General features: G+C 46.8%; 16 protein-coding genes and 1 pseudogene. 12 read left to right on the forward strand and 5 right to left on the reverse strand.

What is annotated here, in order from left to right:
• Window positions 1–4 precede the first annotated feature (4 nt).
• Window positions 5–2,230 carry an acetyl-CoA hydrolase/transferase C-terminal domain-containing protein gene (locus ACJJJB_RS07090; RefSeq protein WP_445365951.1) on the forward strand — a complete coding sequence of 742 codons (2,226 nt, stop codon included), beginning with the start codon at window positions 5–7 and terminating at the stop codon, window positions 2,228–2,230.
• 24 nt (window positions 2,231–2,254) lie between these two features.
• Here ACJJJB_RS07090 and pta read toward each other — a convergent pair whose 3' ends face one another.
• From pta to ACJJJB_RS07105, 3 genes are all read right to left on the reverse strand, one after another.
• Window positions 2,255–4,420, reverse strand: a complete 2,166-nt coding sequence (gene pta, locus ACJJJB_RS07095; RefSeq protein ID WP_353375333.1) for a phosphate acetyltransferase — start codon at window positions 4,418–4,420, stop codon at window positions 2,255–2,257.
• A gap of 2 nt (window positions 4,421–4,422) precedes the next feature.
• Window positions 4,423–5,631: an acetate kinase gene (locus ACJJJB_RS07100; RefSeq protein WP_020415237.1), complete on the reverse strand. Its 1,209-nt coding sequence runs from the start codon at window positions 5,629–5,631 to the stop codon at window positions 4,423–4,425.
• Between the two features lie 259 nt (window positions 5,632–5,890).
• On the reverse strand, window positions 5,891–7,489 hold the full coding sequence (locus ACJJJB_RS07105) for an isocitrate lyase (protein ID WP_444945116.1): 1,599 nt from the start codon (window positions 7,487–7,489) through the stop codon (window positions 5,891–5,893).
• A 114-nt stretch (window positions 7,490–7,603) separates the two neighbouring features.
• Between ACJJJB_RS07105 and ACJJJB_RS07110 the strand changes: the two genes are divergently transcribed.
• The 9 genes and pseudogenes from ACJJJB_RS07110 to ACJJJB_RS07150 all read left to right on the forward strand — a co-directional run bounded on the left by ACJJJB_RS07110 (window position 7,604) and on the right by ACJJJB_RS07150 (window position 19,860).
• Window positions 7,604–8,539, forward strand: a complete 936-nt coding sequence (locus ACJJJB_RS07110; protein ID WP_020415240.1) for a LysR family transcriptional regulator — start codon at window positions 7,604–7,606, stop codon at window positions 8,537–8,539.
• Between the two features lie 189 nt (window positions 8,540–8,728).
• Window positions 8,729–10,903: a malate synthase G gene (locus ACJJJB_RS07115; RefSeq protein WP_020415241.1), complete on the forward strand. Its 2,175-nt coding sequence runs from the start codon at window positions 8,729–8,731 to the stop codon at window positions 10,901–10,903.
• A gap of 840 nt (window positions 10,904–11,743) precedes the next feature.
• Window positions 11,744–13,276, forward strand: a complete 1,533-nt coding sequence (locus tag ACJJJB_RS07120) for a hypothetical protein (protein ID WP_445365952.1) — start codon at window positions 11,744–11,746, stop codon at window positions 13,274–13,276.
• Between the two features lie 384 nt (window positions 13,277–13,660).
• Window positions 13,661–14,065: pseudogene (locus tag ACJJJB_RS07125) on the forward strand (transposase); the annotation flags it as partial.
• Window positions 14,007–14,438, forward strand: coding sequence for a hypothetical protein (locus ACJJJB_RS07130; RefSeq protein WP_445365953.1), 432 nt, complete (start codon window positions 14,007–14,009; stop codon window positions 14,436–14,438). The pseudogene ACJJJB_RS07125 and the gene ACJJJB_RS07130, both read left to right, overlap by 59 nt.
• A 383-nt stretch (window positions 14,439–14,821) precedes the next feature.
• Window positions 14,822–17,002: an FUSC family protein gene (locus ACJJJB_RS07135; protein ID WP_445365954.1), complete on the forward strand. Its 2,181-nt coding sequence runs from the start codon at window positions 14,822–14,824 to the stop codon at window positions 17,000–17,002.
• Window positions 17,003–17,019: 17 nt separating this feature from the next.
• Complete coding sequence (locus ACJJJB_RS07140) at window positions 17,020–17,232, forward strand: DUF1656 domain-containing protein (protein ID WP_169337146.1); 213 nt, start codon at window positions 17,020–17,022, stop codon at window positions 17,230–17,232.
• Window positions 17,233–17,234: 2 nt separating this feature from the next.
• Window positions 17,235–18,356 carry an HlyD family secretion protein gene (locus tag ACJJJB_RS07145; RefSeq protein ID WP_353375338.1) on the forward strand — a complete coding sequence of 374 codons (1,122 nt, stop codon included), beginning with the start codon at window positions 17,235–17,237 and terminating at the stop codon, window positions 18,354–18,356.
• Window positions 18,334–19,860: an efflux transporter outer membrane subunit gene (locus ACJJJB_RS07150; protein WP_444945112.1), complete on the forward strand. Its 1,527-nt coding sequence runs from the start codon at window positions 18,334–18,336 to the stop codon at window positions 19,858–19,860. Before ACJJJB_RS07145 ends, ACJJJB_RS07150 begins: the two co-directional genes overlap by 23 nt.
• 96 nt (window positions 19,861–19,956) lie before the next feature.
• Here the strand turns inward: ACJJJB_RS07150 and ACJJJB_RS07155 are convergent, their stop codons facing one another.
• The gene (locus tag ACJJJB_RS07155) at window positions 19,957–21,123 is read right to left on the reverse strand and encodes an alpha-hydroxy acid oxidase (RefSeq protein WP_020415248.1); all 1,167 of its coding nucleotides are present in this window, start codon (window positions 21,121–21,123) and stop codon (window positions 19,957–19,959) included.
• Between the two features lie 144 nt (window positions 21,124–21,267).
• A complete protein-coding gene (locus ACJJJB_RS07160; protein ID WP_444945111.1) occupies window positions 21,268–22,224 on the reverse strand; it encodes a ribonuclease Z in 957 nt (318 codons plus the stop codon).
• A 189-nt stretch (window positions 22,225–22,413) separates the two neighbouring features.
• On the opposite strand from ACJJJB_RS07160, the gene ACJJJB_RS07165 reads away from it, so the two are divergent.
• Window positions 22,414–23,301, forward strand: coding sequence for an arylamine N-acetyltransferase family protein (locus ACJJJB_RS07165; protein WP_020415250.1), 888 nt, complete (start codon window positions 22,414–22,416; stop codon window positions 23,299–23,301).
• The gene (locus tag ACJJJB_RS07170; protein WP_282950722.1) at window positions 23,298–23,918 is read left to right on the forward strand and encodes a flavodoxin family protein; all 621 of its coding nucleotides are present in this window, start codon (window positions 23,298–23,300) and stop codon (window positions 23,916–23,918) included. The genes ACJJJB_RS07165 and ACJJJB_RS07170 overlap by 4 nt, the downstream gene beginning before the upstream one ends.
• Window positions 23,919–24,178: the final 260 nt, after the last annotated feature.

The following is a 24,178-nucleotide window of genomic DNA, read 5'->3' on the forward strand; positions in this document are numbered from 1 at the left end:
CTACGTGGAACAAAAAAAGTCCATGGAAGGCTCTTCCAAAGAGGCTCCAAGACGCTTCGCCAGTGTCGAGGAGTGTATTGATGCTCTGTTGGCAAAAGTTGGCAAGAAGGTTGTACTGGGTTTACCTCTTGGACTTGGTAAGGCCAACCATTTTGCCAACGCTCTTTATGCCCGCGCTGTTGCCGATCCCTCAATTTCCCTGACCATATTTACGGCTCTCACACTGGAACGGCCTCAGGGGGACAGCGATATCAGTCGTCGTTTTATCCAGCCATTACTGGATCGTTTATACAGTAGTTACCAGGACCTGGGGTATGTCTCACCACGCAGAAAGGAACATCTACCAAAAAATATTAATGTTATTGAATTCTTTATGGAGCCAGGTGCACTGTTGGGAAATCACTATGCCCAGCGACATTATGTAAGTGCGAATTACACCCAGGTGCCTGAAGATCTTCTGCGCTTTGGAGTGAATGTTATTGCCCAGATGGTGGCACCGATGGAGGGGGGAGGGCGTTACAGCTTGAGCTGTAATCCCGATTTGACTTTACCTTTGTTGAAACTGACAGCCAATCGGAAAGATCATCGGTTGTTCTTAGTGGGGGAGGTCAATCCGCAGCTGCCTTATATGACCGGTAGCAGTGAATTGGAAGAGAGTGAGTTTGACCTGCTGCTAGAAGGAGAGGTTTTTGATACCCCTTTATTCGCGGCCCCGGCTATCCCGGTCAGCTTTACCGAATACAGTATCGCATTCCATATTGCTAGCATGGTCGCCGATGGAGGAACCTTGCAAGTGGGTATTGGGGCTTTGGGAGATGCGGTCTGCCATGCACTGCGTTTGCGGCATAAAGAAAATGCCCATTACAGAAGTATCATTGAAAAGCTGGTTGATCGTGAATCACTCCATTACCGGAAAGATCTTCCGCTGCTTTTGGAAAGTTTTAAGCAGGGTTTGTATGGCGCAAGTGAAATGGTGCCCCATGGTTTTCTGCACTTGCGCAGGGCGGGGGTTTTGTCCCGGGAGGTTTATCAGGATGCTGGGCTGCAACAGTTGTTGGATGGGGATGAAATCACCCATACCGTAAATGAGGAAACCTTGCTCGGATTGAAGAATGCAGGTCGTATCAGTTGTCCTCTCACTCCCGAGGATACAGAATTCTTACAACGCTTTGGTATAGTCGACCCCAGCTACAGTTGGCGCGGGCACAAGCTATTAACGCCTGACGGTGAGGAAGAAGAGTGTGACCTGCACAGCGAGCATGGCCGCAGACGTCTGATTGGCAGCTGCCTGAATAAGAAACTGCGCGGCGGGATCTGGTTGCATGGAGGTTTCTACTTGGGGCCGGAATTAATGTATCGGGAGCTGCGGGATCTTTCTCCTGATGAGCGCGCGGGAATTGATATGACCGCGATTGACTTCACCAATGATCTGCAGTCCCAGGGAGAACTGAAGCGCGCCCAACGTAAACAGGCTCGCTTTATCAATTCCGCCATGATGGTCACGCTGGGGGGCGCAGTGGTTTCAGATGCGCTGGTAGACAACCAGGTCGTCAGTGGCGTGGGTGGCCAGTACAATTTTGTTGCTCAGGCATTTGCGTTGCCGGGAGCACGCTCGGTGATTGCATTACCCAGCACTCGTGTGCGCGGTGGTATATGCGAGAGCAATATTGTATGGGAGTACCCCCATGCCACTATTCCCCGGCACCTTCGCGATGTAGTGGTTACTGAATATGGCGCAGTGGACCTGCGCGGAAAAACCGATCGGGACGTAATGGTTTCCATGCTGAGTATTTGTGATAGCCGTTTCCAGGCAGTATTGTTGGAGCAGGCAAAATTCGCCGGCAAAATCGAAAAGAGTTTTGTCATCCCGCAGTCTTTTAATAACAACACCCCGGAACATATCACTGAAATTTTCTCCGTCGAAAGCACACTGGCGATATTGCCTTATTATCCCCTGGGTACAGATTTCACTGATGAGGAGGCCCTGCTTGCAGTCTCATTGCAGCAGTTGCGTGCGGCGGATCGCAGCTGGTGGCGAATGCTGATGGCAGTGATCCAGGGACGTAAAGTGTGGCATGACAAGTCGACAGGCACTGAGTGGTTACAGCGTTGTTTAGCGCGAATGGGTTACGATCATACCGAAACTTACGAGCACCGCCTGGAAGCTTACGTTGTTGCCGCTGCATTACGGAATCACATCGACAGGCGCCGCCCACTGCGTTGGGAATAAGCCGTTGCCTGCTTAGTATTGTTTTTAACCCTGATAATCACGTTGTTGCGCCTGAATTGCCGTGAGTGCGATGGTGTAGACAATATCGTCGACCAGGGCACCGCGGGATAAATCATTCACCGGTTTGCGCAACCCCTGCAGCATGGGGCCAATACTGACCAAGTCCGCACTGCGCTGCACAGCTTTATAGGTTGTGTTGCCTGTATTCAAGTCGGGAAAAATAAATACCGTTGCACGTCCAGCAACAGGGCTATGTGGTGCTTTCTGAGCGGCTACATTTTCGGTAACGGCCGCATCGTATTGTAGGGGGCCATCGATGATCAGCCTGGGCCTTTTGCGTTTGGCAATTTCGGTTGCTTCGCGAACCTTGTCTACATCTGAGCCACTGCCTGAGGTTCCTGTAGAGTAGCTGATCATGGCTACACGAGGCTCTACGCCAAATGCTTTCGCTGAATCGGCGGACTGAATAGCAATCGCTGCCAGTTGCTCTGCGTTTGGGTCGGGGTTAATCGCGCAGTCCCCATAAACCAAAACTTGTTCGGGCAGCAGCATAAAAAATATAGAGGAAACCAGCTCTTCACCCGGTGCGGCTTTTATTAGCTGCAGAGCGGGACGGATGGTATTGGCGGTGGTGTGAATAGCCCCGGATACCAGTCCATCGACCTCATCCAGAGCCAACATCATAGTGCCGAGTACTACATTGTCATGGAGCTGCTCCTTTGCGACCACTTCTGTCAGGCCCTTGCTCCTACGCAATTCCACCATGGGCTCAATATAATTGTCACGCACAGTTTCCGGATCGGTAATGTGAATTTTGTCAGAGAGTGTTAGACCTTGCTGCTCTGCGACCCTGGCAATGGTTTTTGTATTGCCGAGCAGAATAGGTTCGGCAATATCGCGCTCGGTGCAAATCAATGCTGCCCTGATGGTGCGTGGCTCTTCACCTTCGGGAAGTACAATACGCTTTTTTTTTCGGCGGGCCAGTTCCGTCAGATGATATCGGAAGGCTGGAGGGGAAAGTCTCCGGGGGCGGTTGGAAACCTGGCTCAAAGAATTCACCCAGTTTTCATCCAGGTGACTGGCAAAAAAATCTTGCACCCGGTTCACCCGCTCACGGTCATCTGCCGGTGTACGCAGGTTGAAGGTCTGTAAGTCCACTACAGTGCGCCAAGTATTGCCACTTACCAGCATTACTGGCAGGCCGGTCTCCATTGCTGGTGTGCAGAGTTTATGGACTTCACGATCCAGCCGATAACCCCCAGTTAGCAGCAGGCATCCGATTTTTACCCCGTTCATAGCTGCCAAGCAGGCCGCGGTGACTACATCAGGTCTATCGGCAGAAGTAACTAACAAAGCCCCGGGCTGAAATCGCCTGAGCATATTGGGGAGTGAACGGGAGCAGAAAGTTACATTGTGTAATCTCCGGGTCTCCAATTCTCCCCGGTTGATAAGTTGAGCATCGAAATGCCGCACCAGATCTAATGCGCGGGGAGCCAGAAGATCTGCATTCCAGGGTATACAGCCGACAATACGTAGAGGGGTTTGCCGGTAGAGGGATTCCCTGGTGATTGTGACTTTGTTTTCTGCGGGATCTTCACGTCCGGCACGCATACCTGCCGGTTGAGCACCGGGAGTATCAGTTTGCTCTTCAGGGGCTCCAACCTTATTGATAATGCAGCCCACTACACGGTTGGATTTTTCTCCGCCGAAGGAGTGAACAGCGAACTGTAACCGCTCTCGCAATTGCCTGATATCTCCACCATGAGGGCAGGCTACCAGTACTACTTCCGCATCCAGTGTCTTGGCAATCTGGTAATTGAGTTGGTTGGCAAACTGATTTTCACTGCTGGGCAGTACGCCTTCGATGACGGTCACGTCTGCATGCTGGCCGCCGCTTTGATATCGGGCCAGTATTTCTTCTAACAGATCTGGCATTTTCCCTGTAGAGACCATGGACTCAACATGTTTGGCACTGAAGGAGCGTGGAATATCCAGGTTGGAAACCTGCCGCAATATTTCGTTGGTCCGTTCAATGGTACCGTCTGGAGGCGGCGGCTCGGCCACAGGCTTGTAGAATTTAACTTCCACCTGGATACGCTCCAATGCCCGAATTAAGCCCAGGCTTACGGAAGTAATTCCGACTCCAGCGGCAAGGGGAACGAGCATCAGTGTGCGAGTGCGATGAGACATTTCTAGCGCACCTCAGATGCGAGCCTTGCGGCATCCCTGGCGATTACCCAATCCTCCCTGGTTGGGATTACAAAGATATCCAGCGTACCCGCCTTGGATATGAGCCCCTCGGCACCGAAGCGGGTTGCCTCATTGCGCTCCTGATTCAGTTGATAGCCGAGTGCGCTAAGCCAGCTAATGGTCCTATGGCGTACCCAGGAGGAGTTTTCTCCAATGCCCCCGGTAAATGCCAGGGCGCTGACCCTGCGCAAGGGCACAGTGTAGGCAGCGATATATTTAGCCAATCTATAACAGAATACCTCCAGGGCCAGGCGGGCTCCCTCGTGGCCGTTTTCCATTGCCTCTTCCAGTTCGCGACAGTCATTACTCAAACCGGATAGGCCGAGCAGGCCGCTCTCTCTATTCAGCAGCTGTTCCAGCTCGGCCAGGGAATAGTCCAGGGATTCTCCAAGGTGCAATAGCAGGCCTGGGTCCAGGTCGCCACAGCGGCTACCCATTACCAGTCCTTCGAGGGGCGTGAGTCCCATACTGGTATCCACACTGTGCCCGCCTTTGATAGCGGCAATGGAAGCGCCGTTACCCAGGTGTGCGGAAATTACGTTGGCCTCAGTAGTTGGTTTTCCCAATAGCTCGGCACTGCGCTCGGCAATATAGCGGTGGCTGCTCCCATGCATGCCGTAACGTCGAATATGGTGATCCTGGTATAGCCGGTAGGGCAGTGCGTAGAGGTAGGCATAGTCCGGCATACCCTGGTGAAATGCTGTATCGAACACGGCAGCTTGGGGTACTTGGGGAAAAGCGATCAGGGCAGTCTGGATCCCTTGCAGAGCAGCCGGGTTGTGCAGTGGTGCCAATTCGCAGCAGGAGCGAATTGCGGTCAGGACCTGCTGGTCTATCAATACTGAATCTGCGAATAACTCGCCGCCGTGGACCACCCGGTGGCCAATGGCGAGCAGACGGGCTTTTAGTCCGAGCCAGGTCCCATCAAACCGCTCAACCAGCCAACCAATCACACTTTCGCAGTCATCGCTTGGGGAGAGCGGCTGGCTGTTGTCCTCACTGCAATAACGCCAATTGAGAACTGCCCCGGAACTTCCCAGGGCATCGGCTTGACCTGATAAGTATTCCTCTCCACTGAATGGATCGAGTGCGGCAAACTTCAGTGAGGAGCTGCCACAGTTCAGAATTAGTACTAAGCCGGGGTTGGGCATAGGATGGGTGTCCCTGCGTATATACCCTAAGGCTAGCCAAGTTGGCGCAAAAGTCTTTTGAAAACATGGCTGGGGGTGAGAATAAAAAAGGGCCGCGATTGCGGCCCAAATTTAAAATGCAGAGATTAAAGCGCAGTTTGCTTCAACTGTACTTCTTCAGCAGAAACTTAACTCTCAGGCTGAGAGAAATCGTCAGCTTTTATCAGAAGAAGGCGGCTGGCGCCGCCTTAAACATACCTTTTGGGTATATAAAGAGGGCTTAGCCGAACTGGTTCATGGTGTTGTCTTTACCAGCAGCCTTCAGGGCAGCTTCACCAGCGAAGTACTCTTTGTGGTCGTCACCGATGTCAGAACCTGCCATGTTCTGGTGCTTAACACAGGCAATGCCCTGACGGATTTCTTTACGCTGAACGCCTTTCACGTAGCCCAGCATGCCTTGCTCACCGAAGTACTCCTTGGCCAGGTTGTCGGTAGACAGGGCTGCAGTGTGGTAAGTTGGCAGGGTGATCAGATGGTGGAAGATGCCTGCTTCGCGAGCCGCGTCGGCTTGGAAAGTACGGATCTTCTCATCAGCTGCTGCAGAAAGGTCAGAGTCGTCGTACTCGGCGCTCATCAGGTTGGCGCGGTCGTAAGCGGATACGTCTTTGCCTTCTTCACTCCAGGTATCAAAAACCTGCTGACGGAAGTTCAGTGTCCAGTTAAAGGATGGGCTGTTGTTGTAAACCAGTTTCGCATCGGGAACGACTTTACGGATTTCATCCATCATGCCGCCAATCTGGCCGATATGGGGCTTCTCGGTTTCGATCCAAATCAGGTCAGCACCATTTTGCAAGGAAGTGATGCTGTCCAGGATGCAGCGAGCTTCGCCGGTACCTTTGCGGAACTGGAAAAGGTTGGAAGCCAGGCGCTTAGGACGCAAAAGTTTGCCTTCGCGGTTGATTACAACGTCACCGTTAGCCAGTTCAGAAGCGTCGATTTCTTCGCAGTCCAGGAAAGCGTTGTACTGATCGCCCAGGTCGCCAGGCTCTTTGGTCACAGCGATCTGCTTGGTCAGGCCGGCACCCAGGGAGTCGGTACGGGCAACAATAACTCCGTTATCTACGCCCAACTCCAGGAACGCGTAACGAACAGCCCGGATCTTGGCCAGGAAGTCCTCGTGAGGAACGGTCACTTTACCGTCCTGGTGGCCACATTGCTTTTCGTCGGAAACCTGGTTCTCGATCTGGATACAGCAAGCACCCGCTTCGATCATTTGCTTGGCCATCAGGTAAGTGGCTTCCGCGTTACCAAAACCGGCATCGATGTCAGCGATGATTGGTACAACGTGGGTTTTATGGGTGTCGATCTTGTCCTGTACAGCCTTCTCGGCAGCCTTGTTACCGGCCTCGCGGGCAGCATCCAATTCGCGAAACAGGTCGTTCAGCTCGCGAGCATCTGCTTGACGCAGGAAGGTGTACAGCTCATTGATCAGGTGTGCAACAGAGGTTTTCTCGTGCATGGACTGGTCGGGCAGCGGACCAAATTCACTGCGCAGTGCAGCTACCATCCAGCCGGACAGGTACAGATAGCGGCGGTCAGTATTGCCTTCGAAATGCTTCTTTATAGAAATCATCTTCTGCTGGCCGATGAAACCGTGCCAGCAACCCAGAGACTGAGTGTACTTGGAGGTGTCCTTGTCGTAATTCTCCATGTCAGCGCGCATGATATTGGCAGTGTACTTGGCAATATCCAGGCCGTTCTTGAATTTGTTCTGGGCGCGCATACGGGCAACAGATTCGGGATTGATAGCGTCCCAAGTGCCGCTTTTGCTGTCACGGAGCTTAGCTACCGCGTCGATGTCTTGAGTGTAGGTGGACATGACAGTGTTTCCTTAAAACGGTGACTGCGATTAGGTGTTGAGTATCTTAGGAGGAGTGGCATAATTTGCCTAATTTATTGATTTTATTTTCACTATCGATCTGGCGAATGATGTATGCAACTGGAAAGAGCTGACCTGAACCTGCTGGTGTATCTTGATGTACTGCTGCGAGAACGTAATGTAACCCGTGCGGCAAACTATCTAGGCCTATCCCAGCCAGCTATGAGTAACGGCCTTAAGCGTCTGCGAGAGCTGTTCGATGACCCCCTTCTGGTACGCACTCGCGAGGGCATGATGCCCACCGAGCGTGCCCTGGAGTTGCAGCCGATGGTGCGAGAAGCCCTGTCCAGTATCGATCGGGTGATTCAGCCTAATCGGGATTTTGATCCGGCGAATACACGCCGAACATTTCGAATCATGGCCAGTGACTATGCAGAATCCACTTTGATTCCGCCGCTACTCAAGCAGCTGCGTGATGATGCTCCTGGAATCAGCCTGGATATCATGACCCCCAGTGATGTGAGTTTCGTTGATGTGGAGCAGGGCAAAGTGGATATGGTAATCAACCGCTTTGACAGCATGCCGCAGAGCTTCCATCAGGCTACTGTGTGGCGAGACAGTTTCTCCTGTGTGATGCGGGCAGATAACCCCATGCTTGAAGACTACAATCTGCAAAGCTATTTGAAGGCCCAGCACATCTGGGTCAGTAAAACGGGCATGGGGGTTGGGGTAGGGGTAAACCCAGAGGATGTTCAGAGGCTAGGCTGGGTGGATGAGGCTATCGGGCGCTTGGGGGAAAAGCGCGATATTTCCGTGTTTACACGCCACTATCAGGTAGCCATGCTATTGGCAGAACAGAGCGATTTGATAGTGACAGTTCCCACCCGGCTGGCGCAGCTGGCCAGCGATAATCCGAGGGTTGTGCGAAGGGATCCCCCCCTGGATATTCCACCTCTGGAACTGAAAATGGCTTGGAGCCCCTTATTGCAGCAGAGTGCGCCGCACCGCTGGTTACGCCGCCTGATCTTGGATATCGGTCGGGCTCTGTAAGTGACTGGTGAGTAAGGAAGCATGCGCCTTGTAGGTGAATGCGTAGTTTTACTGGTAAGGTTTCACGCGCCAACCGCATTCATAAAAATTTGATCTATGAATAGTGGAAATTGCGCCTATAAATTAGCGGTATGTCGAAATGGCTGTTTAGAATGCCGTAATTCCAACAATTAGCGAGAGGCCCAGGGTATGACGGAACGAGTCCAAATCGGTAATCTGCAAATCGCACCGGAACTATACAATCTGGTTAGCGAGGAGGTGATTCCAGGAACCGGGGTCGATGCCGATAAATTCTGGGGTGGGCTCGATGCCATCGTCCGTGATCTGGCGCCAGTTAACCGCGAATTACTGCAAAAGCGTGATGAACTCCAGGAAACCCTGGATCGTTGGTACACAGAGAACCCCGAGGGTGTTCGCGACCTGGAAGGGTATCGTGAATACTTGCGTGAAATTGGCTACCTGGTAGATGAGCCTGCTGATTTTGCCGCTACTACCGAAAATGTCGACGAAGAGATTGCCACTCTTGCGGGGCCACAGTTGGTGGTGCCGGTGATGAATGCCCGTTACGCACTCAATGCAGCCAATGCCCGCTGGGGCAGCTTGTATGATGCCCTGTACGGAACTGACGTGATCAGCGAAGAGGGCGGTGCGGAAAAAGGCACCGAATACAACCCTGTACGGGGTGCCAAAGTTATTGAGTTTGCTCGCAACTTCCTGGATCAGTCTGCTCCACTTACCTGCGGCAGCCACAAAGATGCTGTGCAGTACCGCGTAAATGGCTCCCTGCTGGAAGTGGTACTGGCGAATGGTGATATCGCCACCGTCAAAGATGGTAAACAGTTTGTCGGTTATCGCGGTGACAGCGAAGAGCCCAGTTGTATTCTGCTTAAACAGCACGGCTTGCACTTTGAAGTTCAGGTAGATCGGGAAAGCCCTGTCGGTAAGACTGACGATGCTGGTGTAAAAGATGTGCTGCTGGAATCTGCTTTGACCACCATTATGGACTGCGAAGATTCCGTTGCCGCGGTCGATGCCGAGGATAAGGTTGTCGTTTATCGTAACTGGCTCGGCCTTATGCGAGGAGACCTGAAAGAAACCATTAATAAAGGTGGCAAGACCTTTGAGCGTAATTTGAATGCCGACCGTGAGTACACTACTCCAAATGGCAATCAGTTAACTTTGCCAGGTCGCAGCCTCATGTTTGTACGCAATGTCGGCCACCTGATGACTAATGATGCTGTTTTATTTGGTGATGGCCAGGAGATTCCTGAAGGCATCCTTGATGGCATGATTACCAGCCTGATCGCGCTACACGATCTACGCGGCGATGGAGAGATTAAGAACTCCCGTACCGGTAGTATCTATATCGTGAAACCAAAGATGCATGGTCCGGAAGAAGTGGCTTTTGCCAACATCCTGTTCAATCGTATTGAAGATGTCCTTGGCCTACCGCGTTTCACTGTAAAAATGGGCATTATGGATGAGGAGCGTCGTACCACGGTAAACCTGAAATCCTGTATTGCCGAAGCTAAAGAGCGTGTGGTATTTATCAATACCGGCTTCCTCGATCGCACTGGCGATGAAATCCATACCTCAATGCTTGCTGGCCCGATGATTCGTAAAGGCGATATGAAACAGTCTACCTGGATCAATGCCTATGAAGAGTGGAATGTAGATGTTGGTTTAAACTGCGGCTTAAAGGGCCGGGCTCAAATCGGTAAGGGAATGTGGCCAATACCTGACCAAATGTCAGCTATGATGCACGCCAAGCTTGCCCATCCCATGGCCGGTGCCAATACTGCCTGGGTTCCCTCTCCAACTGCCGCGACACTGCACGCATTGCATTACCACAAGGTAGATGTAAACCGCCGTCAAGAAGAAATCCAGCATCGCCATCACGCCAAGCTGGAAGATATCCTTACCGTACCCGTGGCTAATAATACCAATTGGAGCGCCAAAGAGATTCAGCTAGAGCTGGATAATAACGCCCAGGGGATACTTGGTTATGTTGTACGTTGGGTAGAACAGGGTGTAGGTTGTTCCAAAGTACCGGATATCAACGATGTTGGCCTGATGGAAGACCGCGCAACTCTGCGTATTTCCTCCCAACATATTGCCAACTGGTTGAAACATGGCATTGTTAGTGAGAAGCAGGTGCGAGAAACCATGGAGCGTATGGCAGCGATAGTAGATCGCCAAAATGCGGGTGATTCCAACTACAATAATATGGCCCCTGACTTCGATAAAAGCATTGCCTTTCAAGCTGCTTGTGAATTGGTTTTCGAGGGTTGTGCGCAGCCTAATGGTTATACTGAGCCGGTTCTGCATCGTCGCAGGCGGGAATTTAAGGCTCTAAATGCATGATGATTTTGCTGCAAGACCCCTTAAGGGGTCTTTTTACTGGTCAAATCATTATGAAATCAAATCTAGCGCATACTTTAACGAGCTAAGGCGGTCGTCAGTACCCTCCTCTCTATGGGGAAGTTGATAAGAAATACCTACTAGACAAGGAAAGGGGTGCAGAGGTAATTGACGTAAGATCGTATATCCCGGGAATCTAGCAATTAGCCTTCCGGGAGACATTTACTAAAATACTGAATGAATTAGTATTTTATTTGACATATATAGATTTTGGAGGCAGTGATTATAAGTTGGGTAAGATATAATTATTCTATAATTTTGGGATAAAAACAGTTCCGTAATTTAAAAACACCCAAATAATAAGAGAGCCCTCAATTTATTTATTTGTAATATATGCATATAGAATACCTGCTAACCGAAAAAATCACATTTCATTAAGGTCAGCTGAATTAGAGTTACGAAATAGTTTCCAACAATATCAGTTTAAAAAATGATATCTATCAAAGTTGGTGTGTTGTTCAAGACACCAAGTAATCTTTAATGAAATGCTTTAAGCTATCAAGTATTATGAAAAGCTTAAGGAGCTACTTGTAGAGAATAATAACCAGGACTATATAATCTTTCACGTTGAATTCAGGTAGTTTTCTTTATAGTATATTTCAGTTTCTGTTGCAAAAAGAGGGGCGCCTCTATAAGTTGCACCTTCCTTAAATATAGTTTCCTCGTAATATTGGCTAGAGGATGCTCAAGCAATATTTTGTAGAGAAGCCAAGCCTTAAGGAAAGCTTTCGGAGTTCTTAGTGTTTTATTTTCCCTGCTTTATAGTTAGGTGTTTAATTAAACATGGAGGATGTTTTGATGATTCCTGGATTGATTCGGTGTTTAAGAACTGTATTTTTATTTAATTTTTTTTCTGCATCTATTTTTTTCAATGTAGCAATTGCGGAGTCGATTATTGATCCACCGAAGAACCCATTCTTGGCTGATTCTCCCTGGCCCATGAGCCATAGAAATCCCTACAACCAAGGGTCTTCATATTTAAAAGGTATAGAGTTAGATGATATTGCAAGCCTTCAAAAGGAGCTCTCTGAAACAATACCTGTTCCAATTATCCTTGCTTACTCTCCAATCTATGAAGTAAATGGTAAGAGAGTGGTTTGGGGAAGTACACTTGGATCTGTTTTTAAAATGGACATGAGTGGAAACCAGATAAATAGGATTGATACAAAGTTAAAAGATGAAATGACAGGAGGGCTCTCTGGTGCATATGTCCTTGTGGATAAAGATTATAAATTTTATGTGCCGGATGGCTCAAGTTTGTTGGTTTATGAGGATGCAATAAAGGGCGACCCAGGATCGGGTATAAATCTATATAAAAAGTTTGATATACCTGAGGAACTTTTGACTGCTGAGAGTGAAGTAATTGTTGGGATGAATATGACTTACGATGGTTATATTTGTCTCGCAACCTCCAAAGGGTTGGTATTGGTAATCAATAGAAGTCTAGATAAGTTCTATCATACAAAGGTTGATGAAGGTGAGGAGGTATCAAACTCAATCTCTATAGATGAAGAAGGAGGTATCTATGTTGTTTCCAGTAAAAAGATGTATCGATTTCAGTGGTCTGGAGATAGGGTGAGCGCCGACGAAGGAAAAGGAGCCTGGAAGGCAGCCTATGAAGCTGGGGGAGAGACACCTTGGCCGGGTCGACTGGGAATTGGTTCCGGCTCCACGCCCACATTAATGAATGCGGGTAATGATAAGCTGATAGTGTTTACTGATGGTCAGGAGCTTATGAATCTGGTGGTGATGTGGCGAGACCAGATACCGATGGATTGGAAACCGATTTCTGAAGAGAAAGATAGAAGAATTGCAGCGGAAATTCCTATTACTTTTGGTAATCCCAATGCGACAAGGAGTATATCTGAGCAATCGGTCTTGGTTCGAGGTGATCGAGCAGTTGTTGTTAATAATGACTATGGCTGGGATTTTTCGCGATTGCCGGGTGTTCCCCAAAGGCTTACGGTGTTGTTTTCTAATTTCCCTGAGAATGCCCCCTATGGTATCGAGCAATTTCATTGGAATTCTTACAGTCGCAGTTTGAGTAGTCTTTGGGCGAATAAAGAAATAAGCTGTCCTAATGGCGTGCCGACCATGAGCGAATCCTCTAATTTAGTTTACTGTTGGGGGCAGCGACAGGGTATGTGGACACTAGAGGCTGTGAATTGGGATACGGGTGACAGTGTGTTTCATATTCCGTTAGGATATCGAGAGAAATATAATAGTGTTTATTCAGCTGCTCAAATTGGGGGTAAGGGCGAAATAGTATCGGGTACTTTTGGAGGTGTAGTTCGTCTGCAAACTTCTAAATATTAAAGTGCTGATCAGCCCCACTTCCTCTTAAAGTAAGTAGGGTTGATCTTATCTCGTAAATACACATTTAGGTAAATAAAGCTGGCCTTAATATCATATTCCCATTAGGTATAGTGGTTTAGAGTTGATCTAACATTTATCGGTTTTTCCGGAAGTGTTCTGTCTGGCCAAATTCAGTTTACAACCCTCTCCCCAGATGCTTTTCCACCTTCAAGTGTGGCTATCGGTATGCGGCCATTACACTTTTTACTCTGGTAGTGCAATCATTATAGTAATGTACTAGAGGCTGCTTCATAACTAGCAATCGACCATTCTCGCACACTCTCGGAGTAAAAAGACAAGTAGTTGTGAGCCGATTCAAGTCAGAGTTGGCCCGACGATCAGTGGAAAGTAATTCATCCTTGCCTTCCCCAGCTAAAACGTGGGAAGGGTGGCGCGAAACCCATTGATAACCGAGCCTGTTTTGAAGGTATTTTATGGGTTTTGAGCTTATGCGCAAGAAGGAAAGAGCCTCCCTCTTATTATCTATCATCGAGTGCTTGCTGGAGATGGCTTCAATTTTGGGAAGAGCAAGTAGCTTGGTTGCAAGCCTTGAGCCAGCAACACTTGGCCGTTGTATTTTCCATTAGTCTAAGGATTGTGCAGAGATTAGAGAAGACCGAAAGTGCTTCCCGGGAGTCAGTAAAATCCATAGCTTCGGCATTTTCCATGGCGCCAGAAAGTATTCTTTTGGTTGAGAAAGAAAAAGAGCCTGTTAAGGAAAAGAGAACGGGGATTGGTGGGTGTATATAAGCATATAGAAATTGCTATTGTGGTTGTTATGTCGACATTTGTATATGCATTATTTAGCACTGCATCACCTATGGTGCTAAAAGTAGATGCAATCCCCAACGGTGCTAAATTGGCCTCTTTACACTTGCTAAATGAAGGGGATGTAGAAAGTGAAATACATTTAGATAAATTAATTAAGCTCCTATTATTAGAAGAACAAACACCTGAAGGCCAGCTTCGTGTAGTCGCAAGTATATATGAGTATCAAGAAAGTAATGGCTATGTGAATTTGGCGACTCCTACACTAATTACCTCTTATAATGTCCCGGCAGAAGTTAAGTTTATTGATTCTAGTGGCATGCCATTTAAGGTGGTGGTTACGCCGGAGATCTGAGCTGAAAAAGGGGAATATATATTTTGAATGGGTTTAGTCGTCATTGTATTTTAATTTCTCTCATCCCATTGCCTAAGAGTTATATATCCAGTGCTTGCTCTCAGGATTGCATGTCATTATTTATATTGGCATACCTTTTCGCCAAGCGATCATGGAGTATTGGAGTATAAAATTCTGACGTTCTTTGATGACAATCAACCCCCATTGACACTTTATAATACAGTCCATACTTACCATATCTATTTATAAATCCCTGATTTTATTGCTTCCTTATATGCCATACTTCTTCCTGTCAAATAAACAATCCCGTAGTTAATTAGTATTTTGGCGTCATTGAATAAAAAGGCGTAACCGCTATATCGTGAAAATTCTCGGAGATAAAGTTGCACCTGTCTCGTAATGCGAAAGAGTCGATAAAAATTGCGCTGGCTCTGGTAATTGTTTATGCCATTGCAATGGGTATTAATTGGGAGAAACCTTTTTGGGGTGGATTTGCAGTTATTGTGTGTAGCCAAGCAAATCTCGGACAATCCTTAAATCGCGCCATTTTGTGGATCTTGGGGACTCTTTTTGCGCTATTAGGCGGCTGGATAATCGTCGCGTTGTTTCCCCAGGATCGCTGGCTCTTTATGATTGCCCTTTCTACTTGGGTTGCAAGCTGCGTATATTTTCTGCAGAGATCAAAGCACCAATATTTTTGGATGACTTGTGGCTATGTCATCTTATTGTTATGGGATGCGACAGGAGGTGACTTATCAATTTCCTATGAGGAAGGCATTTTACGTATCCAGGAGTCATTGCTTGGTATTATCGTCTATGGCCTAGTCGCTGTGCTGATATGGCCGAATTGTAGCCGTGAAGAACTACATCAAGCCGCGGTTTCCCTACTAGATGCTCACCGCGCATTTGCAGATAGGTGTTTTACAAGGATTCTAGATCGAAAAAAGGTGAAAATTCGTAGAGAAAAGAGAGTTGAACTGTTAAAAGCAGATGCACGCTTACGTACTGCAATTAATGATGCCAGTTCTGACAGTTACGAAATCTGGGAATGCCGTAGGCAGTGGAATCATTTGGGATGTCGTGCAACAGCGGTTACCCAGTCGTTGCTTAAATTAGAAGAAGGTCTGGCTCTATCCAGTGATCTGGGAATAATGAAGTTTCTTCTGGGAATGAAAGACTATTTAGAGGATATGAAGAGCCGATTTAAGAGGTTGCGCTTCGCCATTGCTGAAGACCAGTTAGCAGGCAGTGCTCAGGAGAGAGTGATTAGAGGAAATATTGATAAGGTAAAGGAGCTATCAACCTCAGAGACCGCGGCAATAGCCGTGACACGACGTTCATTAAATGATCTAGAGGTTGAAACTCGAGCACTAATAAGCTCTGTCAATGATATTAAAAGTTTAGGGAGTTCGTATTTGAAATTCCCTGGTGAAGAGGGCGCATATTGGTTTGGTTTGCTGATGCCTGATCCGGATAGGCTTGCCAATGTTGTTCGTGTGCTTGTTGGTATATGGATTTCCTATCTGGCTTATTTGTTTGTTCCGGATATGATTGGCGGATTGCTAGTTGTATTGTTGATTACAATCATAGCAATCATTGCTGCTGTTAGTCCACAAATTAGATTATTTGAAACTTGTGCCTACACGATTCTAGTTTGTTTAATGTCTGCGCCATTGTACTTTTTTTTAATGCCCAAGCTTCCTGGGTATTATGCTTTGGGGTCGATGATCTTTGTCTGGACTTTTGTTATCTCTTACTTTGCGAATAAGTATTTTGGCGCTCAATCTATGATAAGGACTTTGGTTCTTATTTTTCCGCAGATCATATTCAATTTTAATAATGATCAAGTTTATAGTTTTGTTGTATATACAAACTATATATTTGTCTTGGCGATAATTTTTTGCATACTAGCTATATCAAGAAATATTCCCTTTTCCTCACACCCAGAGAGAAACTTCAAGAAAAATATAGATAGGCTTCTTGATAGTGCTGCTCGTCTCGTGGTTGAGGGCGATATACAACGTTTAAAAGATCGGTCGATATTCCATCGGCTATATGTCTTATATCATCTTAATATCGTTATGATTTCACATAAGAATATCCTCTATTGGAAAGAGGGAATCAATGAAAAGACTATTAAGGGTATGTCTACTGATCAAATGCGGAGGATTATTGATTTACTTATGCTGGTCGCCAATCAAGTAAAAATTTTATATGGAATTGATAGGTCAAAAATGAATTTAGTGGCGACAAAAAGAATGCTCCGAGAAGCATTCATATGGCGGTGTCTAGCAGGAAAAATATTTTTTTATTTGTCAGGTAGAAAACGAAGGATTCATATCGACTCATTAAAGAGAGGGTATAGGCGGATATTTGATAGGGCCAACGTCGATGTCGGCGAACTAATGGAGCTTAGAGAGTGTAGCGAACAGTCAAAAGAAGGAGTGTCTAATTTCTTGTATTTTTTGGGTGTTACGCATTGTATAAATAACTATCTGGCTGAATTTTTTCGTTTATCAGAATCAGTGGACTGGAAATACTTCTGTGAAGAGAGATGCCTCTGAACCGAATAGGTAAAAGTATGGAAAAGGTACCTCACGATGTATCTATAGGTGGGTTTTTTATTTCTCCTGTTCTGGTTGCAGGCGTACTTGGAGTTATGGCGGCATTACTTACTGCTAGGGTTCTGGATCGTTATCGTCTCTCTAGATACTTTGCAAATCCGCCAATTGTAGTTATTTCGTTGAGCATAATTTACTCAGTCTTTATTGGGTCGGTATTTGTGGGTATATGAGGGTGAAAAAGCATAGAAAATACATACTGACGGGAGGTATGGTTTTCCTTGCTCTATTTTCGTTGGTTCTCCAGTTCTGGAAATACCTTAATAATCCGTGGACAAGAGATGGGAAAGTCCAAGCGGATATAATTCAGGTTACTCCCAGAGTTTCTGGTCAAGTAGTAGAATTACCAATTCGAGATAACCAGTTTGTCAATGCAGGCGAACTCCTATTCCAAATAGATCCAAGAATCTATGAGGCTGCCTTGGCGGAAGCCCGGGCTCAATATGAAGAGGCAATTGATACCTATAACGCACAAAGGGAAAATATTCTGGCTTATGAAGCCAGACTGCGGGAATCCTCTGCAGCAATAGACCTGGCTCAGAGTAATATCAATGCTCTGGATGCGGAAATCATGAAATCCAGAGCAGAGTTTGAGCGTCAACAGGAATTACTTCCTCAACGTGCCACTTCAGTGCGGTCCCTTCAGGCTGCGCAAGCTGATTATGAATCCTCTGTGGAGTATCGTGCGGGTGCAGAGGCCAGCCTCGCTGAGTCCTTAGCTGTTTTAGAGCAGTCACAGGCAGATTTGGCGAGAGTCCGGGCGCAACTTGGTGCTCTTGGAGCGGATAATCCAGGTGTGCGTGCAGCTCTTGCGATGGTGCGACAAGCTGAACTCAATCTTGAGTACACAACTGTTACTGCGCCAGTTTCAGGTTATGTAACAAATCTGGACTTTCGCTATGGTGATCAAGCTGTGGCGAACCAACCGGCACTATCAATAGTAGATGTTAGTACTTACCGAATAGAGGGCTATTTTCGAGAGACTTTTATCCGTCGAATTTCGCCAGGGGATAAGGCAATTGTAACATTGATGGCTTATCCCCATAGGCCCCTCAAGGGTTATGTAGAGAGTATTGGCTGGGGGATAGCGCAGGATGATGGAACTGCTGGTAATGACTTGCTGCCAAGGGTAAACCCAACATTTGAATGGATTCGTCTAGCACAGCGGATACCTGTGAGAGTTCACTTAACGGAAAGGCCTGAGTCTGTTGATCTTCGTGTTGGGTTTACCAGTTCAGTGCTCATATTGAGCGATACTGCGAGCGCCGAACAAGATGAAGCGGCGCACTCTCCATAACTCCAGCTATATAAGCTCTATAAGCCAACGATTGGCTCTGGGCATTATTTATCTATTTATTGGCAGCGGCTGTATGCTGGGCCCAGACTATGTACCACCTCCCGTAACCATTGAGGATTCATGGGTTTACCAAAATGATAAACGCCTAGATATCCTGGAGGCGGTCAATCCCTTTTGGTGGCAATCAGCTTTCTCTGACCCGGTACTGGATGAGCTTGTAGCCCAAGCAATAGAAAATAATCTGGAGTTAAGATCTGCTGCTCTCAGGGCACTGCAAGCGCAACAGCTTTTGGCTATCGCAATTGGAGATCAATATCCACAAATACAGCAAATTGAAGGGCTTGTGGATCGTTCAAAATACGTTCGCTCGGGAATAACTGGAAACCTACAAAGTGAATATTATCTTAACTTTAATTTAACTTGGGAGTTGGATATGTGGGGGCAGCTGAGGCGTTTGGTGAACTCGGCTGCAGCGGATCTTGAAGCTAGTATGGCTGAATATGATGGGCTACTCATTTCTATCATTGCGCAAGTAGCTCAGACATATATCAATATACGCACCGTCAAGCGTCGAATTGAAGTAGCAAGAGAAAATATTCGTATACAGAGAGAAGGTTTAAGAATTGCAGAAGTGAAATTTCAAGCAGGTGAAGTTAGTGCATTGGATGCTGAACAAGCACAAACTTTACTGAGTAATACAGAAGCTACTGTTCCCGGATTGGAAATTATTCTCCAGCAACTAAAAAATACCTTGGCAATACTGCTTGGTATGCCTCCGCATAGTCTGAACGATATACTTTCCGTATCGCCAACGGTACCTCATGTACCCGCAATCACAGCTATTGGTATGCCTCAAGATCTCTTAAGGCAGCGCCCGGATATCCGACAGGCAGAGCGCCTACTTGCTGCTCAGGGGGAACTGATTGGCGTTGCGAGAGCTGAGCTTTACCCAAACTTTTCGATTGGGGGGTTGATCGGAGCGATCGATATCAGAGGGGGGCAGCTTAATGGTAGTAGCGATGCATGGGATATATTTTTGGAATTTGATTGGAATATCTTTAATTATGGACGACTGCGTAATAATGTCCGGTTACAGGATGCAACCTTCCAACAGCTTGTTTCAGACTACCAACAAGTTGTTTTACAAGCGCAGGTGGATGTAGAAAATGCAATAGTTGCTTATCTTAAATCACAAGAGCAACAGGTTTTCTATGAAACGGCTGCTCAGGCATCGAGGGAATCTGTAGACCTCTCATTTACACAATATATAGGTGGAGAGATAGAATTTAATACGGTCATTACAACCTTGGTTTCCAACCTTAATCAGCAGGATATACTTGTTGTCGCACAGGGTGCAGTGGCAACAAGTCTGGTGCAGGTATATTTGTCTCTTGGGGGAGGGTGGCAAATAAATGATGGACTTATGCCTTTAGAATTACTACCAGAGGAAACTATAGAGGATATGCTTAGACGTACTCATTACTGGGATAAGCTTTTAGATTAACTCATTACTATTAATCCAGATTCAGTTGTTTGATTATTCAATTGAGAATGGGCTCACTAACTTTAAAATATAAGATATGTATTCTTGATTATTAATTTAGAAATTTTTAAGCTTAGCTTTTCCGGGTAGTTCTGAGATTTTTTTTGCTCCGACCTGTTGCATTATCTGTGTTAGCTGTGCTTTCAATAGGTAAATTGCATGATCTGCTCCCTCTTTACCTAGTGCACAAACACTGTACATAAAAAAACGACCCAGAAAGCTGAATTGTGCTCCAAGAGAAAGGGCACTTGCTACATCTGCGCCCGACCTAAGCCCACTGTCTATAAGAAGTGGAATCTTACTCTGGTATGTCGTTTTAAGCTCCTGAACTAAGGGTAATGTAGCTTCTCCTTGGTCTAGTTGACGTGCGCCATGATTCGAAATAATCACTCCATCGACACCTAATGCGATTGCTTTATCAACATCGGGTTTGCTCATAATACCTTTGATGATTAGTTTGTGTGGCCAACGATCTCGAATACTTTTTAAACTGTCAAAATCCAGTGGCCCCATAGTAGCTGTATTCATAAACTCAGTGAGTTCCAATTTCTTGCTCTCTTTGCTCATATATGGAGTAAGGTTCTTGAACTGGGGCAGCCCGTGCACGAGAGTGGCTAAACTCCAATGAGGCCGGATGGCTGCTTGATAGATGTTTTTTAGTGTAAGCTTTGGAGGCATAGCAAGACCATTGTGGAAGTCCCGCGGCCTTAAACCGAAGGTGGGTACATCAACGGTAATTGCTAGATTTTGATATTGAGCTCTCTCCAAGCGCTTGAGAAGATCGGTTAGGATGGAAGGTTCAGTGGGATTATATAGTTGGTACCACGCCATTCCCTGGGTTACTTCCGCTATGCGTTCTAGTGATTCAGAGGATACGGTACTGAGAATGTAAGGAATTTCATGTCTATAGGCAGCATCTGCCAGTATGACAGGAGCATCTGGCCACATTAGTCCCTGGAGACCTACGGGTGCAATTCCAAATGGTGCGCTGTAATGGTAATCAAACAGTTTGCAGCTTATATCCGGCTCAGTCGGCCGCTTGATGTATTGCGGTGTGAATTCGACAGATTTAAAGGGAATTCGATTTCGGCTAAGGCCTATATCATCCATACAGCCTTCAGTGAGGTAGTCATAGGCAAACTTCGGAATTTTCTTTTTAGCTTTCTTCCTTAATCTTTGGCTGCTTGCGAAGTGCCGATTAAATAGTTCATTGATTTGTACCATTTGGTATTTCCTGCCCGGTTATTTCCTTCAGGTTAGCAGTTGAAGTGTGAAGTATTAGTTCTTATTGAATTGCAGGAATCTTGGAGAGTATTAATTGTATCCAGGCTTCCTGTTCTGCTTTCGGTGAAAACATAGAGCATAACTTTAAATGTGCGACCTCAGTTTTCCAGTTTTATCTAACTCGAACCGTTTAAAGTCAGAAGCTAGCTGTAGATTGCCTCTGTATACAGATTGAGCTTCGAGGTATATGTCATTAATTGAGGGAGTTATATCAGCTCTTGATTGGTATCGCGGACTGAAATGGGTCAAAATCAGGTTGGGTACAGTTGCTTGCTCTGCAAAAGATGCCACCTGCTTGGCACAGCTGTGTCCGACCTTTACAGCTTTTTCAGCCATATCATCAGTAAAAGTAGACTCATGAACGAGAAGGTCACACTCTACGCAGGCTTTTTTTAACAATTCTGGGCTGTCATTATCTCCACAGATCACAATTTTTCTTGGCTTTTGCTTTCGGTGAAGAAACTCTGTAGAAGAGTATTCCCGGCCATTATGGATAATATTAATTCCGGCTCTCAGTTTGCCCCATAAGGGCCCTTGGGGGATGCCTGCTACACACAATTTTTCGATATCTAAGGAAGCCCGTATTTTTCTCTCGGTAAAACTGTAAGCGTACGAGGGCACCCTGTGGGAAAGTTTAGTCAGGGAAATCATAAACTGTCCTTGGTCCAAGGTAGGTAATTTCTCCGAAGGAAAAAAATTCAACTCAAATGGTAGGTAGAGTTCAGTGCATGCCTGCGTAGATATAAGCCAGTCACGTATAGCCTTTGGTGCTACTACAGTCAGTGGTTTAGCTCTGCCTTGCATCCCCGCACTTGCCAATAGCCCTGGTAGTCCATAGCAATGATCACCATGGACATGGGTGATGAAAATTGCGCTTAGAGAGTTTAAGGACAGGGGAGTATGAAGGATTTGATGTTGAGTTCCTTCACCGCAGTCGATCAGGTACCAGCTTTTACCTTGACTTTCTATTAATGCGACAGCGCTTACGTTTCTGTCCTTTGTGGGAGTACCGGACGATGTACCCAAAAACAATAGTTCCAATGAGCATTTACCTCTGTTGTTGCCCCCCCCAATCATACACACGATGCCAAGTCGGGAAGAGGGAGTCATAGTTAGTATATTTGGCGATATCACAGTAACCAAGAAGCTGGGTAATCGGTGTTGACCTAAAGTAAAGTTGAGGTATTAAACTACTTTGCAAAATTGATTGGCAAAGAGGAAATGAGACAAATGACCGCAGAAACACAAAGAATCAACTTGCGAGGTTACTTGGAGCGTATCGGCTATAACCGCATGCCTGCTGTTGATTTACCGACGCTCAAGGGTCTCTTATCCCATCATGTGCGGACAATTCCTTTTGAGAATGTGACATCTTTTTTAGGGGGGGCAGTAGATATTGAAATTTCCGCTATCGAGGATAAGCTCGTACGCCACTTGAGGGGGGGATACTGTTTCGAGCAGAATGCTCTCTTGCGCGCTGCTTTGCAGCAGATAGGCTTTGCAGTTATCGGCCTTGCCGCGCGTGTCCTTTGGCAAACCCCTGTGGGACATCAACCTGCACAATCACACATGATACTGTTGGTAGAAGTAGATGAAGTCCCTTACTTGTTGGATGCAGGGTTTGGCAGTAATACACTCACTGCGCCGATGCGTTTGGATTCCACAGATCTCCAGACTACTCCCCACGGCACTTATCGTTTGACCCGAACAGATAATAGAGATTACCTGTTACAGGTAAAGGTCGAGGGGGTTTGGCAAGCTATGTATAGCTTTGATTTGAGCCCCCGTACGGCTGGTGATTATAAAATCGCCAATTGGTATTGCTGCACCCACCGGGAATCCCGCTTTGTAGAACACTTGATTGCAGCGCGGGCATTTTCCGAGGGGCGACATGCTTTGATCAATCGTCAATTGAGCTACCAGCCGATTATTGGCCCCAAAAGCGTAATAATGCTCGCCAATGTTAAGGAGCTTCGCCAAACTTTGTTGGATGTATTTGGTATTGAGGTGCCGACAGGTGCCGAAGTTGATCGGAGGCTGGCCAGTATTTTTCAGGGGCAGCCTTTCCATCAAGGTACAAAAAACGTCGGTGCAACAATCAGCAGAGTAGCCTCATGATTAAGGTGGGAGTTGTTTACCATTCAGTTTGCGGCACTACCAAGGCACTCGCAGAAGCTGTTGTAAAGGGGGTTAATAATCTAACCGGGTGTGAGGGGATAGCCTTGGCTGTTGAGGGACAGCATATACGGGCAGGGCGCTTCGATAACCAAAGAATAATGGCTCAGTTGGACGAGTGTGAGGCGATTGTGCTGGGTTCGCCAACTTTTATGGGGAATGTTTCAGCGCAATTTAAGTCATTTATAGATGCTGCCAGTGATCGTTACAGTGAGCTTAAATGGGCGGACAAGTTGGCTGCGGGTTTTACTATTGGCAGCAACTACAGTGGAGATCAGCTTAATACCATCCAGGCCCTGCAGATATTTTCCTCCCAAATGGGAATGCTCTGGGTCCCTCTCGATATCTTACCTAGTCGGGATATACAAGGGAGAAATCGAGGTGGTTGCCAGTTGGGTTTGATTGCCGTAGAGGAGAGTGGGGGTGGTATTCATGAGCTGGATCGGCTAACTGCAGTATATTTGGGAGAGCGGGTCGGGCGTGTTGTCTCTAGAGGAAATTATACCGCCAGTATTTCTACGGTCGCTACCCTGCAAAGAGAGGAGGTGGAGAGAGTTTAGAGCCAATTAATTTGGCAGTCTTCTCCTGGGAGTAGTGCTTGAATTTTGGCTACTTGTTACTCATCTATCGACCTACCAAGTGCGAAGGGTTCGTAAATACCTGTGGCGCCATATGCAATTGCAAGTGAACAGCAACCTTTCGCTGCTGGATGCTTCTCCCGCAGCGAAAGGGCTGGGAATCGATTGACCCACCAATAGCATTAGCATCAAGTCTTTTATCTTTTGAATACAGCTTGGGGACTGCATATTTAGCCAACAGT

Source organism: Microbulbifer variabilis, assembly GCF_052468405.1.

Bases quoted from the DNA above. Each gene is read 5' to 3' on its own strand.
- pta (WP_353375333.1), bottom strand. From the start codon at position 4,420: ATGTCTCATCGCACTCGCACACTGATGCTCGTTCCCCTTGCCGCTGGA.
- ACJJJB_RS07100 (WP_020415237.1), bottom strand. From the start codon at position 5,631: ATGCCCAACCCCGGCTTAGTACTAATTCTGAACTGTGGCAGCTCCTCA.
- ACJJJB_RS07105 (WP_444945116.1), bottom strand. From the start codon at position 7,489: ATGTCCACCTACACTCAAGACATCGACGCGGTAGCTAAGCTCCGTGAC.
- ACJJJB_RS07110 (WP_020415240.1), top strand. From the start codon at position 7,604: ATGCAACTGGAAAGAGCTGACCTGAACCTGCTGGTGTATCTTGATGTA.
- ACJJJB_RS07115 (WP_020415241.1), top strand. From the start codon at position 8,729: ATGACGGAACGAGTCCAAATCGGTAATCTGCAAATCGCACCGGAACTA.
- ACJJJB_RS07120 (WP_445365952.1), top strand. From the start codon at position 11,744: ATGGAGGATGTTTTGATGATTCCTGGATTGATTCGGTGTTTAAGAACT.
- ACJJJB_RS07140 (WP_169337146.1), top strand. From the start codon at position 17,020: ATGGAAAAGGTACCTCACGATGTATCTATAGGTGGGTTTTTTATTTCT.
- ACJJJB_RS07150 (WP_444945112.1), top strand. From the start codon at position 18,334: ATGAAGCGGCGCACTCTCCATAACTCCAGCTATATAAGCTCTATAAGC.
- ACJJJB_RS07155 (WP_020415248.1), bottom strand. From the start codon at position 21,123: ATGGTACAAATCAATGAACTATTTAATCGGCACTTCGCAAGCAGCCAA.
- ACJJJB_RS07165 (WP_020415250.1), top strand. From the start codon at position 22,414: ATGACCGCAGAAACACAAAGAATCAACTTGCGAGGTTACTTGGAGCGT.
- ACJJJB_RS07170 (WP_282950722.1), top strand. From the start codon at position 23,298: ATGATTAAGGTGGGAGTTGTTTACCATTCAGTTTGCGGCACTACCAAG.